Annotated in this window: 16 protein-coding genes; 11 read left to right on the top strand and 5 right to left on the bottom strand. The window is 59.4% G+C overall.

Annotation, left to right across the window (positions count from 1 at the left end):
• The first annotated feature begins 52 nt into the window (after positions 1–52).
• The 7 genes from nudB to AC1RMF_RS14350 all read left to right on the top strand — a co-directional run bounded on the left by nudB (position 53) and on the right by AC1RMF_RS14350 (position 5,464).
• Positions 53–559, top strand: coding sequence for a dihydroneopterin triphosphate diphosphatase (gene nudB, locus AC1RMF_RS14320; protein WP_493142272.1), 507 nt, complete (start codon positions 53–55; stop codon positions 557–559).
• A complete protein-coding gene (locus AC1RMF_RS14325; protein ID WP_493142273.1) occupies positions 556–1,299 on the top strand; it encodes an endonuclease/exonuclease/phosphatase family protein in 744 nt (247 codons plus the stop codon). Before nudB ends, AC1RMF_RS14325 begins: the two co-directional genes overlap by 4 nt.
• On the top strand, positions 1,296–2,510 hold the full coding sequence (clsB, locus tag AC1RMF_RS14330; RefSeq protein ID WP_493142274.1) for a cardiolipin synthase ClsB: 1,215 nt from the start codon (positions 1,296–1,298) through the stop codon (positions 2,508–2,510). The genes AC1RMF_RS14325 and clsB overlap by 4 nt, the downstream gene beginning before the upstream one ends.
• 102 nt (positions 2,511–2,612) lie before the next feature.
• On the top strand, positions 2,613–3,314 hold the full coding sequence (gene folE / locus AC1RMF_RS14335) for a GTP cyclohydrolase I (protein ID WP_342618672.1): 702 nt from the start codon (positions 2,613–2,615) through the stop codon (positions 3,312–3,314).
• Positions 3,315–3,317: 3 nt separating this feature from the next.
• Positions 3,318–3,740, top strand: coding sequence for a BLUF domain-containing protein (locus tag AC1RMF_RS14340; protein ID WP_342618671.1), 423 nt, complete (start codon positions 3,318–3,320; stop codon positions 3,738–3,740).
• Positions 3,741–3,748: 8 nt separating this feature from the next.
• A complete protein-coding gene (locus AC1RMF_RS14345) occupies positions 3,749–4,630 on the top strand; it encodes an EamA family transporter (protein ID WP_493142275.1) in 882 nt (293 codons plus the stop codon).
• Between the two features lie 6 nt (positions 4,631–4,636).
• Positions 4,637–5,464 carry a DUF429 domain-containing protein gene (locus AC1RMF_RS14350; RefSeq protein ID WP_493142276.1) on the top strand — a complete coding sequence of 276 codons (828 nt, stop codon included), beginning with the start codon at positions 4,637–4,639 and terminating at the stop codon, positions 5,462–5,464.
• Positions 5,465–5,488: 24 nt separating this feature from the next.
• Here the strand turns inward: AC1RMF_RS14350 and AC1RMF_RS14355 are convergent, their stop codons facing one another.
• From AC1RMF_RS14355 to gpmA, 5 genes are all read right to left on the bottom strand, one after another.
• Positions 5,489–6,322, bottom strand: coding sequence for a MinD/ParA family protein (locus AC1RMF_RS14355; RefSeq protein WP_342618668.1), 834 nt, complete (start codon positions 6,320–6,322; stop codon positions 5,489–5,491).
• On the bottom strand, positions 6,322–6,990 hold the full coding sequence (locus tag AC1RMF_RS14360; RefSeq protein ID WP_446737963.1) for a GGDEF domain-containing protein: 669 nt from the start codon (positions 6,988–6,990) through the stop codon (positions 6,322–6,324). Before AC1RMF_RS14360 ends, AC1RMF_RS14355 begins: the two co-directional genes overlap by 1 nt.
• A gap of 175 nt (positions 6,991–7,165) precedes the next feature.
• Entirely contained in the window at positions 7,166–7,951 is a 786-nt protein-coding gene (locus AC1RMF_RS14365; RefSeq protein ID WP_342618666.1) for a HesA/MoeB/ThiF family protein, read from the bottom strand.
• Between the two features lie 7 nt (positions 7,952–7,958).
• Complete coding sequence (locus AC1RMF_RS14370) at positions 7,959–9,395, bottom strand: S41 family peptidase (RefSeq protein ID WP_342618665.1); 1,437 nt, start codon at positions 9,393–9,395, stop codon at positions 7,959–7,961.
• Positions 9,396–9,486: 91 nt separating this feature from the next.
• The gene (gene gpmA / locus AC1RMF_RS14375; protein ID WP_493142280.1) at positions 9,487–10,230 is read right to left on the bottom strand and encodes a 2,3-diphosphoglycerate-dependent phosphoglycerate mutase; all 744 of its coding nucleotides are present in this window, start codon (positions 10,228–10,230) and stop codon (positions 9,487–9,489) included.
• A gap of 116 nt (positions 10,231–10,346) precedes the next feature.
• On the opposite strand from gpmA, the gene AC1RMF_RS14380 reads away from it, so the two are divergent.
• The 4 genes from AC1RMF_RS14380 to AC1RMF_RS14395 all read left to right on the top strand — a co-directional run bounded on the left by AC1RMF_RS14380 (position 10,347) and on the right by AC1RMF_RS14395 (position 12,630).
• Positions 10,347–10,754, top strand: coding sequence for a rhodanese-like domain-containing protein (locus tag AC1RMF_RS14380; protein ID WP_493142282.1), 408 nt, complete (start codon positions 10,347–10,349; stop codon positions 10,752–10,754).
• Positions 10,755–10,771: 17 nt separating this feature from the next.
• Positions 10,772–11,032 (top strand): glutaredoxin 3, encoded by a 261-nt coding sequence (grxC, locus tag AC1RMF_RS14385; protein ID WP_493142284.1) that lies wholly within the window; start codon positions 10,772–10,774, stop codon positions 11,030–11,032.
• Positions 11,033–11,112: 80 nt separating this feature from the next.
• Positions 11,113–11,565, top strand: coding sequence for a protein-export chaperone SecB (gene secB / locus AC1RMF_RS14390; RefSeq protein ID WP_342618661.1), 453 nt, complete (start codon positions 11,113–11,115; stop codon positions 11,563–11,565).
• A gap of 45 nt (positions 11,566–11,610) precedes the next feature.
• Positions 11,611–12,630 (top strand): NAD(P)H-dependent glycerol-3-phosphate dehydrogenase, encoded by a 1,020-nt coding sequence (locus tag AC1RMF_RS14395; protein ID WP_342618660.1) that lies wholly within the window; start codon positions 11,611–11,613, stop codon positions 12,628–12,630.

Raw genomic sequence — 12,630 nt, forward strand, 5'->3', positions numbered from 1 at the left:
GGCGACATACACTAGTGCACAATGAAAGGGCGCTTATCCAGCGCCCTTTTTTATGGCCCCAACATTCAAGATTGCGCAGTCGGTTCTGGTGGTGATCTACACGCCACAGTTGGACGTGTTGTTGATACGCCGCGCGGATACGCCGGAAGATTTCTGGCAGTCCGTCACCGGTTCCAAAGATGCGCCCGAGCACAGCTATGAGGCCACCGCCATCCGTGAAGTGGGCGAGGAAACTGGCATAGACTGTTCGCAAGGTACGACCCTGTACGCGGGTTTGCAGGACTGGGGGCTGGAGAACGTGTACAGCATTTACCCCCGCTGGCTGCACCGCTACGCTCCAGGCACCGTGCACAACACCGAACGGGTGTTTGGCCTGCGCGTCCCGGCTGGAATACCTGTGCGACTGAGCCCGCGAGAGCATACGGATTACCAGTGGTTGCCTTATCAGGAAGCCGCCTCCTTGTGTTTTTCGCCATCCAATGCCGAGGCGATTCTGACGCTGCCGCGCTTTGCGGTCCCGCTACTGACACCCAACCGCATACCAAGGGCTGAGCCATGACACGTATCCGGGTTGCCACCTACAACATCCACAAGGGCGTTCAGGGGCTCGGCCCCAACCGCCGTCTGGAAATCCACAACCTGGGATTGGCGGTGGAGCAGTTCGACGCAGACATCGTCTGCCTGCAGGAGGTGCGCAAGATCCATAACCGGGGTGCCACCTATTTCGAACACTGGCCACAACAACCCCAGGCAGACTACCTGGCACCCGAGGGATACCATGCCGTCTACCGCACCAATGCCGTTACCCGGCACGGAGAGCATGGCAATGCCATGCTGTCGCGCTGGCCGGTCCTGGGGCACCAGCACGAGGACATGTCAGACCATCGGTTCGAACAACGCGGACTGCTGCATGCCGAAGTGGAAGTGGACGGTCATCACATCCATGTGGTGGTGGTGCATCTCGGGCTGATACGCGGTAGCCGCGTGCGCCAGATGGCACAACTGGCCCGCTATATCGCTCGCGACATCCCTCAGCACGATCCGGTCATCGTCGCCGGTGACTTCAACGACTGGGGGGCCATATTGACCAGGCCCATGGCAACCGTGGGGCTCCACGCTGGTGGCTTGCCGCAAACGCCCACGTTTCCGGCACGACTGCCCATCGTGCAATTCGACCACGTGTTCGTGCGTGGCATGACGCCGCTGTCCCACCATGTTCCGCGTGGCCGTATCTGGTGGCGCATGTCGGATCACCTGCCTTTGATCGCAGAGTTTGAGTTGATGGACCAGCACGGGTGAGCACGCATCCTCTTCATGGCGGGCATTCCGTGCAGTTGCTGGTAAGCGGGCAGCAGTTCTTCCCGGCGCTGATCGAAGCGATAGAGGCGGCGCTACAGGAAGTGCGCTTTGAGACCTACATCTTTCACGAAGACGATGCAGGAGAGTCCGTCCTGGGTGCCCTGGAGCGGGCTGCGCGACGTGGAGTGGCGGTGTATCTGGTGATGGATGGCATCGGCACACCCCAGATACCGAAGACCTGGCAGGAGCGCCTGAACGCCAGTGGTGTGCGTTGGCAACAGTTCTCACCGTTGGGAAACTTCGGCATGCTGATCCCCGGTCGCTGGCGGCGCCTGCACCGTAAGCTGTGCGTGGTGGATTGTGCATTGGCCTTCTGTGGTGGCATCAATGTGCTGGATGACTTCTTCGAACTCAACCATGGTCGCCAGCCCACGCCGCGATTCGACTTTGCGGTCCAGGTCCGCGGTCCTCTGGTGAAGCAGGTTCATGCTGTCATGGAGCAGTTTTGGAGCCGTCTGCAGGTCACGCGGCAAATTGAGCGCGGTCAGTTCGGCGATGCGCGGCGCGAGTTCGAACACATGGGCGGCAGGCCGGGGGCGGACGGGCTCGCACGTGCCCAAGACAAAGGGGATGGCGATGTGCATGCCGGACTTCTGCTGCGCGACAACGTGCGCAACCGCAGACGCATTGAGCGTGCCTACCGACAGGCCATTGCCCACGCTAAATCTGAAGTCCTGATTGCCAACGCCTACTTCATGCCCGGCGTCAAATTGCGCCGAGCCCTGGTGCACGCCGTGCAGCGCGGCGTGCGAGTGCGGTTGCTGCTGCAGGGGCGCTATGAATTCTTCATGCAATTCCACGCCGCCAAGCCGTTCTACGGCGCCATGCTGGACGCGGGAGTGGAAATCCATGAATACCAGGCCGGCTTTCTGCACGCCAAGGTTGCTGTCATCGATGGCAAATGGGCGACAGTGGGTTCGTCGAATCTGGACCCTTTGAGTCTGCTGTTGGCCAGGGAAGCCAATGTGGTGGTTTCCGATGCGGCATTCGCGCAAAACCTGCGTGGGCACCTGAACGATGCGATTCAACGCCATAGCTCCCAATTGGACAAAGCCCGGTTTGAGCACCGGCCACTGTGGCAGCGACTGAAGGACCGCGCGGCCTACATCGTGATGCGCCTGACCCTGTTCCTGAGCGGCAAAGACTACTAAATTGATAGCGCAGCATCCAATATCCATAGGCGCAAATGGCCTATAACCCTATGGCGCAAAGACTGGTAACATCATTCCATGTTAATGAAAATGCAGAGCAGCATGAACCCAACTGATGCCGAAGAGGGGATCCCGGTTTCCGTCAAGATCCGCGAGCGCATTCTGGCCGCGCGCAAGCGCTTCAATGCCAATGACAATATTGCTGCGTTCGTAGAGCCGGGTGAGCTGGCGCTTCTGCTGGACGAAGTGGAAGAGAAGATGAAGGGTGTGCTCAGCAGCCTGGTCATCGATACCGAGTCAGACCACAACACCGACAACACCGCGCGCCGCGTGGCCAAGATGTACGTGAACGAAGTGTTCCGTGGCCGCTACGTGGAGGCGCCCACGATTACCGAGTTCCCCAATGCGGAACACCTCAATGAGCTGATGATTGTTGGGCCCATCACGGTGCGCAGCGCTTGCAGTCACCATTTCTGTCCTGTGATCGGCAAGATCTGGATTGGCGTCATGCCCAACGAGCACACCAATGTCATTGGACTGTCCAAGTACGCGCGTTTGGCTGAATGGATCATGGGCCGTCCACAGATCCAGGAAGAAGCGGTCGTGCAACTGGCTGACCTGATCCAGCAAAAGACCCAACCCGATGGTCTAGCGATTGTCATGGAAGCCAGCCACTACTGCATGGCTTGGCGCGGGGTGAAGGATATGGATAGCAAGATGATCAACTCCGTGATGCGCGGAGTGTTCCTCAAAGACCCTAATCTGCGTCGTGAATTCCTGTCCCTGATCCCTCGGAAAGGCTGAACCATGTTGGTCCGCTTGTTGTATGCCAGTCGTGCTACTGACCCTGCTTGCAGTGCAGTAGAGGAAATCCTGGCGCATTGCCGCCAGTTCAATCCCATCAGCGGAATCACCGGGATCCTGTGTTACGGCGGCGGCATCTTCTTGCAGGCCATCGAAGGCGGACGCATGGCGGTCAATGACCTTTACGGACACATCCAGAAAGACCCTCGCCACAAGGACGTGGTGCTGCTGCACTACGAGGAAATCAATGAGCGCCGTTTTGGCGGCTGGACCATGGGACAGGTCAACATGGCCAAGGTCAATGCCAGCATCCTGCTCAAGTACGCAGAGAAGCCTGAACTCGACCCGTATTCCGTTTCGGGCTCCGTATCTCTGGCCTTGCTGGAAGAACTGATGGCTACTGCTTCCATCATGGGCCGGGCCTGAACCCGTAGATGCCTTTTTCCGCCCTGGTTCTGGTCGTCCTGGCAGGGCTGGTTCACGCGTTCTGGAATATCGCCGCCAAGAAGGCCAATGGCGACGTCCGCTTTGCTTTCTTCATCTCCGCAGTAACCGTGGTGATCTGGTTGCCCGTGGGCGCGTTTCTGGGCTGGCAACAATTGCCTGCTTGGGGACTAGCGGCGTGGATGGGAGCTGTTGCCAGCGGACTGATCCATGTGGCCTATTTTGTCGTACTGTTGCGCGGCTATCGCAAGGCGGACCTGACGGTTGTCTACCCATTGGCGCGCGGTTCCGGGCCCATGGTTTCCTCTTTGGTAGCCATAGCGCTGTTTGGTGAAAAGGTTTCTGTTCTGGGGCTGTCCGGCATTGCCGTGGTGGGACTGGGTGTCTTTCTGATTGCGGGTGGCCCCGGTATCTGGCGCAACGCCCATGACGCTAAGCAGCGCGCCCGTACCCGCAAAGGCATTGTCTATGGGCTGCTCACGGGCTTGACCATAGCCAGCTACACCGTGGTGGATGGCTATTCCATCAAGGCCTTGCTGCTGTCTCCCATGCTGCTGTTCTACATGTCCAGTTTCACGCAGACGGTGCTGCTGGCGCCGACCGTATGGAGGGACCGGCAGCAGACGCGCCAGCATTGGCAGAAGCAGTGGAAATATGCGCTGATCGTAGGGGCCGTCAGTCCGGTGTCTTATGTGATGGTGCTGTACGCGCTGCAGATAGCGCCCATGAGCCATGTGGCACCAGCCAGGGAAGTGTCCATGCTGTTTGCCGCCTTGCTGGGCGGCCATTTGTTGGGCGAGGGGGATCGTTTGGCACGCCTGACAGGGGCCGCCTGCATCGGTTTGGGCGTGGTTGCCCTGTCCCTGGGGTAGCGCCCTATGGTGCAGTTACTGGGGTGCGATTTTTCCAGTAGTCCGAGCCCGCGAAAACCCATTGTGGTGGCGTGGGGCAGGGTGCAAGGCGCTCGTGTTCAACTGGTGGAACTGGAGCAACTGGCGAGCTTGCAGGCTTTTTCGGACATGCTGGTTCGCGAGCCCGCCTGGGTGGGAGGCTTTGATCTGCCTTTCGGTCTGCCGCGTGAGCTGGTTGAAACCTTGGGCTGGCCTCTGGAATGGCAGGACTGCATGCACCACTATGCAAGCCTGAGCCGTGCCGAAATCCGCGACCTGTTTGCGGGCTTTTGCAATGCGCGACCTGTGGGCGGGAAGTTCGCACACCGTGCCACCGACAGGCCGGCACTCAGCAGTCCATCCATGAAATGGGTGAATCCGCCGGTCGCCTACATGCTGCACGCGGGCGTGCCCCGGTTGCTCGACGCGGGAGTTTATCTGCCGGGACTGCAGTCTCTGAGTGCTGCGAAAGAACGTGTGGCGTTGGAGGCCTACCCCGGCCTGCTGGCTCGCGAAATACTCGGAAGCCGCAGTTACAAGAGTGACGATCGCGCCAAGCAAACAGCAGAGCGACTGATTGCCCGCAAGGACCTGATCAACGCATTGGAGCTGGGGCAAACGCGGTTGGGTCTGCGATTGAAGCTGAGCCATGCCCAACGCGATACGCTGATTGCGGATGCCAGTGGCGATAGTCTGGATGCAACGCTGTGCCTGGTGCAGGCGGCGTGGGCGCAGCACCAGCATAGCCTGGGAAAACCGTTGTATGGCTTGCCGCCGGACCTGGATCCACTGGAGGGCTGGATATTAAGTGCCTGAAATCCGCCACACAGCGGCAGGCATTCAGATGCGAGGAATCACCGTTTCCTGAATCTTCTGGGCCAATTGCGTAATGGCCAGCGACGCCGCGCAACCGGGGGCAGACTGGATCAGCAACTGCCTGCGCATGACGGCCTGACGCACCGATGGATCCGCCGGGATATCACCCATGTGCACCAGCTTGATGGGGCGCCCTGGTTCGGTCGTAACGAAGCGGTCCAGCACCTGCTGCAATTGCACGGTGATGGCACGGCCGTCGCCCAAGCGAGCTGTTTGGTTGATCACCATGCGGATGTTCTGGCGCTTTTGCTGTCCCACCAATACCTTGATGGTGGCGTATGCGTCCGTAAGTGAGGTGGGTTCGGGCGTTGCAACAACAATCACCTCGGAGGCCAGGGATACGGCAAACAGGACTACGTCGGAGATACCGGCACCGGTGTCCAGCAGCACGATATCGTAGTGCGGCACCATGCTGGACATAATCTTCAGGAAATCGCCACGCACTTCCGGAGTCAGGCGCGAATACTCCACCATGCCTGAGCCTGCCAGAAGCACGGAGAAACCGCCGGGCGCCTTGATGATGGCCTCTTCAATCTTGGCCTTGCCTGTGAACACGTCATGCAGCGTAATCTTGGGGTACAGGTTGAGCACTACATCCAGATTGGCCAGTCCCAAGTCGGCGTCCAGCACCAACACGCGCAAGCCGCGTTTGGCCAATGCAGCAGCCAGGTTGGCGGAAACAAAAGTCTTGCCCACGCCGCCCTTGCCGCTGGTCACGGCCACCACCTTGCCCAATGGGGTCAGGGGCACCTCCGGTAAAGCGCCTTCTTCAGCGCTCGGAATTACAGCATCAGACATCAATTAACCCTTTGCCCCGTACCACTCGCTGAAACTTCACCCGTTCCAGCTTCAATCCACGCCGGGTCACCCAACGACAGATGTCCAAACAACATATTTTTTTCTTCGGCACTGACAAAAATTTCCTGCTGGGTATCCAGGAACACACGATTGCGTCCCTCCCGCTTGGCCCGGTACAGCTGCACGTCGGCACGCTCGGTCCAAAGCGCTGCAGTGGAGCGCACCCATTCCGGGGCGTATGCGCCTCCAATACTGACGGTGATATTGAGTACCTGGCCGGAAGCCAGTTCTATCGGCATGTTCTGAATGGTCTGGCGGATCCGCTCCGCGACCGTGCCACCAAAGAAGGTATGGCAATTCGGCAGTACCACGGCAAATTCTTCACCACCGTAGCGCGACAAAGTATCCATGGGGCGCACGCACTTGGCCAGCGCCATGGCCACGGCCTGTAGAACCTGATCTCCAGCTTGGTGACCATGGGTGTCATTTACGCTTTTGAAGTGGTCTATGTCCACCATCAATAGCAGCGCCGGATCACCTGAGCGTGCCACCATCTCGGTTGTTCGGTCCAGCACCGAGCGGAAGTGGCGCCGATTGGACAATCCGGTCAGTGGGTCCTTGAGCGACAGTTCGCACAAACCATCGATCACTCCCTGAAGATATTCCAAGGGTGAGGCGGTAGGGGAGGGCAAGGCGACCGCACTGTCCCGATCCAAAAGCGCCTTTGCGTCATCGAGACGCAATTGATCTAACGCTAAAAGGGGTGCGGGAGGGGAAGATGCCACTGTCGGGAAATAAAGTTCAGCTCAAAGTCTAACAGCAAGACCCGTATCAGTTACAACTTTATGCCGCGTGTTCCCCCGCCAGTTCCTGCTTTGATGGGCTCGTACCACAAACCGGACAAGTCGGATTGCGCGGCATGCGGATTTCATTCCATTCCATGGCACGCCCGTCCAGCATCAGCAATCGGCCCTGTAGGCTGCGTCCGATTCCAACGATCAATTTGAGCGCCTCTGCAGCCTGCATGGAGCCAATGATTCCGACCAAGGGAGCAAACACGCCCATGGTGGAACATCGAACTTCCTCGAAGGTGGCTTCCGGTGGAAAGATGCAGGCGTAACAAGGGGCATCTGCTTGACCTGAGTCATATACGCTGATCTGTCCATCGAATTGAATGGCGGCTCCAGAAACCAGCGGCTTGCGATGTTGGACACATGCGGCGTTGACGGCTTGGCGCGTCTTGAAGTTGTCACAGCAGTCCAGTACGACGTCAGCATGCTGAACCAGTGCGTCAAGCGCCTTGGCGTCGACTCGGGTTTGCATTGCGTTGACCTGCGTGTGTGGATTGAGCGCTTGCAAGGTGTTCTTGAGTGACGCAACCTTGGGCGTTCCGACCGACTCGGTCCGGTGGGCAATTTGACGTTGCAGATTGGTCAGGTCCACCGTGTCGTCGTCCGTGACCGTGATAGTGCCCACTCCTGCGCAGGCCAGGTACATCGCAACCGGGGAACCCAGCCCGCCGGCACCGATGACCAATGCGTGTGCGGCACGAATCCGCTCCTGACCCTCGATACCGATGTCATCGAGCAGGATATGCCGCGAATAGCGCAGCAGCTCTTCGTCCTGCATACTGCGCTTACTCTTCTTTCTGCTCTTCCTTGCGTTCGACCATGGTCTTGCTGACCAGTACAGGCTTGCCCTTGAGCTGGTTGATGGCCTGCATCAACTGGAAGTCCTTATCGGAGCCGAACTCGGGAGCCTTGCGCTCGGAGACTGGCTTGCGCGACTCCTCTTCCAGGCGCTTGAGTGCCTCGTCCCTGGCCTTTTCCCGTTCCGGATCTTTCTTTTCCTCGCCCTGGCCACTGGTCAGGTGCTTGTCGTAATCCGCTTCGCGCATGCGCAGCACGGCGTAAGGGCTGCCTTCTTCGGTTTCGTCCACCATGACGTCAGGGACAATGCCCTTGGCCTGAATCGAGCGTCCGCTCGGTGTGTAGTAACGTGAAGTGGTGATCTTCAGTCCCGTGTCAGGCCCCAGGGCGCGGAAGGTCTGCACCGAGCCCTTGCCAAAGGTCTGGCTGCCCATCAGGGTGGCCCGCTTGTGGTCCTGCAAGGCGCCAGCCACGATTTCACTGGCGGAGGCCGAGCCTTCGTTCACCAAAACCACCAAAGGCACTTTCTTCAGCTCAGGCGGCAGTGTCTTGATGGCATCCGCACCGGGAATGCCACGGAAGTCTGCCGGCGTGGCCTTGAGCACCTGCTTGCTTTCAGGCGTCTGCCCGTTGGTCGAAACCACGGTCACGTCTTCGGGAAGAAAGGCCGCCGAGATCGCTACGGCCGCATTGAGCAAACCGCCGGGGTCGTTGCGCAAGTCCAGCACAAAGCCCTTGATCTTGGGGTCCTGGTGGTAGATCTCGTTGACCTTGCGCACAAAGTCGTCCACGGTACGTTCCTGGAACTGGTTCAACCGAATCCAGGCATAGCCGGGTTCCACCAGCTTGCCGCGCACCGACTGCTGCTTGATTTCTTCGCGGATGATGGTCACCGGGAACGTGCGGTTCTCATCTTTGCGGTAAATCGTGAGCACCACCTTGGTGGCGGGCTCGCCACGCATACGCTTGACCGCCTCATTCATGCTCAGACCCTTGACGGCGGTATCGTCAATCTTGGTGATCAGGTCATTGGGCTTGAGGCCGGCGCGGAAGGCAGGGGAGTCCTCAATGGGCGAAACCACCTTGACCAAACCGTCTTCCTGGGTGATCTCGATGCCTACGCCTACGAACTTGCCGGAGGTGCCTTCCTTGAATTCCTTGAAGGACTTCTTGTCAAAATATTGCGAATGCGGATCCAGGCTGGAGACCATGCCAGCGATGGCGTCGGTGATCAGTTTCTTCTCGTCCACCGGCTCCACATAATCACTCTTGATCATGCCAAATACCGCGGCGAGTTGCTGCAACTCTTCCAGTGGTAGCGGCGCCATGGCACTCCGCGCAACCGTCTGCAGGGACACAGTTGTCAGCGCACCCGCGAGCGCGCCGACGGCTATCCATCCGGTGATTTTCAATTTTTGACCCATATGTGTTCCTGTCTCGCGCCAATATACACCGTGAGGTAAACACCGGGCAGACCCGGCCCGGGCTCCTCGGATGGAATAGGGTCTTTTTTACTTACGCTTTACCTTGGGATGCCACCGCTGCAGCGGCCTTGGCGGCGGCTTCTGCATCACCCAGGTAGTAGTTGCGGATGGGTTTGAGGTCCGCATCCAACTCATACACCAGCGGGATGCCGTTGGGAATGTTCACGCCCACGATGGCATCGTCCGCAATATTGTCAAGGTACTTTACCAACGCGCGGATGGAGTTGCCGTGCGCAGCAATCAGGACCTTCTTGCCTGAACGGATGGCCGGTGCAATGGACTCGTTCCAGAACGGCAGCACGCGGGCCACGGTGTCCTTCAGGCATTCGGTCAGAGGCACCTGTTCGGGCTGCAGCTTGGCATAGCGCAGATCGCCACGTTCACTGCGGGGGTCGGTCGGCTCCAGGGCGGGGGGGGGCGTGTCGTAGCTGCGGCGCCAGATCAGCACCTGGGCATCGCCGTACTGCTTGGCCATGTCGGTCTTGTTCAATCCCTGCAGGGCGCCGTAATGGCGCTCGTTGAGGCGCCAGGAGTGCACCACGGGCAGCCAGGTGCGGTCCATCTCGTCCAGGCAGTGCCACAGGGTACGGGTCGCACGCTTGAGCACGCTGGTGTAGGCCAGGTCAAATTCGTAGCCTTCGGCCTTGAGCAGTCGGCCCGCATTCTTGGCCTGTTCCACGCCAGTGGGGGTCAAATCCACATCGGTCCAGCCGGTAAAGCGGTTTTCAAGATTCCAGGTGGATTCGCCGTGGCGAACAAGAACAAGTTTGTACATGGTGAACGGACTGTGGTGGAGTGATCAATGGCCCATGCCCAACATGGGCCAGGTTCAGCATTCTAAAATGGAGGGCTAATGCTTTCGCAGGTGCGCAAGTACGAACAAGGAACAAAGTGAAATTTATTCTCGATAACTGGATGTTGATCTCCCTGGCGATGGTCTCCGGCGGCCTGCTTTTGTGGCCGGTGCTGCAAGGTGCGGCCACAGCGGGTCTGAGCCCGGCAGGCGCCGTATTGCTGATCAACCGTGAAAAGGCGGTGGTTGTTGACGTGTCGGAACCCGGTGAATTTGCCGCTGGTCACTTGGGCAGCGCCAAGAATATTCCCTTGGGTGAACTGGAGAACAAGCTGGTGGCCACCGTGAAAAACAAGACGCTACCCCTGATCCTGGTATGCCAGACCGGTGCGCGCTCGGGCCGGGCTGTAGCCATTGCCAAGAAACTGGGCTATGAGCAGGCCCAGAGCCTGGGTGGCGGTCTGACCGCGTGGAAGGGCGCCAACTTGCCCATTGAAAAAGCCTGATTGGCGAGCGAATGCCCATGCAAACCGTCAAGATGTACACCACGGCAGTCTGCCCCTATTGCATTCAGGCCAAACGCCTGCTGCAGTCGCGCGGCGTCACTGCCATTGAAGAAGTCCGGGTGGATGCCAATCCGCAGGAGCGCTTGCGCATGATGGAGATCACCGGCCGGCGCACCGTGCCGCAAATTTTCATCGGTAGCACCCATGTGGGGGGCTGCGATGATTTGATGGCGCTGGATGGCAAAGGGGGGCTGGTGCCCCTGCTGAACGGCGCCTGACATAATCGCCTGCGACAATTCCAATTCCAGCCCGCTGACGTTCTGAAGTGGGCTTTTCTTTACCTAGAAAGACCGTTCCCATGGCTGATCAAGCTCCTGTTTTCCAGATTCAACGCGTGTACCTCAAAGAAGCCTCCCTGGAGCAGCCCAACTCGCCTGCCATCCTGCTGGAGCAGGAACAGCCCTCGGTGGATATCCAGTTGGGTGTGGAGGCCGCACCCGTGGCCGATGGCGTGTTTGAGGTGAGCGTTACCGCCACGGTGCACACCAAGATCAAGGAAAAGACCGTTTTCCTGGTGGAAGCCAAGCAGGCCGGCATTTTCGAAATCCGCAACCTGGATGAAGCACAGCTGGGCCAGATCATGGGCATCGCCTGCCCGCAAATCGTCTACCCCTATCTGCGCGGCAACGTGGCAGACCTGGTGCAGCGCGCTGGCTTCCCGCCCGTACATCTGCAGGAAATCAACTTCCAGGCCATGTATGAGCAACAGCGCAACGAAGCAGCTGGCGCTTCCGATAGCCTGCCGCAGTAAATCCACTGGCAAACGGGCAGAACCCCGTTTGCACAACGGACTGTCATGAATATCCTCGTACTGGGAGCAGGTGCCTGGGGCACTGCACTGGCGTTGAATGCAGCCCAGGCTTCTGGCGTGCACCAGGTAACCCTCTGGGCCCGCGACCAGGGTCAGGCGGCTGCCATGCAAAGCAGCCGCAGCAATGCGCGTTATCTGCCCGGCATTGCGTTCCCCGAGGCATTGCGGATCACCTGCAGCAGCCTGGAGGCGTTGCCAGCATTGTTGGCACAACAGGACTTGCTGGTAATCGCCTCACCCATGGCCGGTCTGCGCGACATGCTTGCCCAATTGCGTGGGTTCCAGAAGCCGGTGGCCTGGCTGTGCAAGGGATTTGAAGCCGAGCGCGAAGACAACTTTGGGTTGCTGGGGCATGAAGTGCAGGCCCAGGTGGCTCCGGCAATGCTGGCCGGAGTGCTCAGTGGCCCCAGCTTTGCCCAGGAGGTTGCCTTGTGCAAACCCACGGCACTGGTAGCCGCCAGCACCCACCCCGAGGTGCGTGATGCGCTGGTGGCGGCGTTTCACAACAGCAGCTTGCGCGTCTATGCCAACGATGACGTGGTGGGTGTGGAGGTCGGCGGTGCCGTGAAGAACGTGCTGGCCATCGCCACCGGACTGTGTGACGGACTGCAGTTGGGCCTCAATGCCCGTGCCGCGCTGATCACCCGGGGGCTGACGGAAATCACCCGTCTGGGTTTGGCGCTGGGAGCCAAGGCCGAGACTTTCATGGGGCTGAGCGGCCTGGGCGATCTGGTGCTGACTGCCACCGGCGACCTGTCGCGCAACCGACGTGTCGGTCTGGCATTGGCGCAGGGCAAATCCTTGGAGCAGGCTGTACATGAGCTGGGCCATGTGGCCGAAGGCGTGTACTGCGCCCACACCGTGTTGCAGCGTTCACGCAGCCTCAATGTGGAAGTTCCCATCACCGAGTGCGTAGTCGCTTTGCTGGAAGGACATATTCAGCCCGCGCAGGCCGTGGCCTTGCTGATGGGGCGTGAGCCGCGCATGGAAGTGCCGCAGGCCTGA

This window comes from Rhodoferax sp. GW822-FHT04A08 (assembly GCF_058801025.1).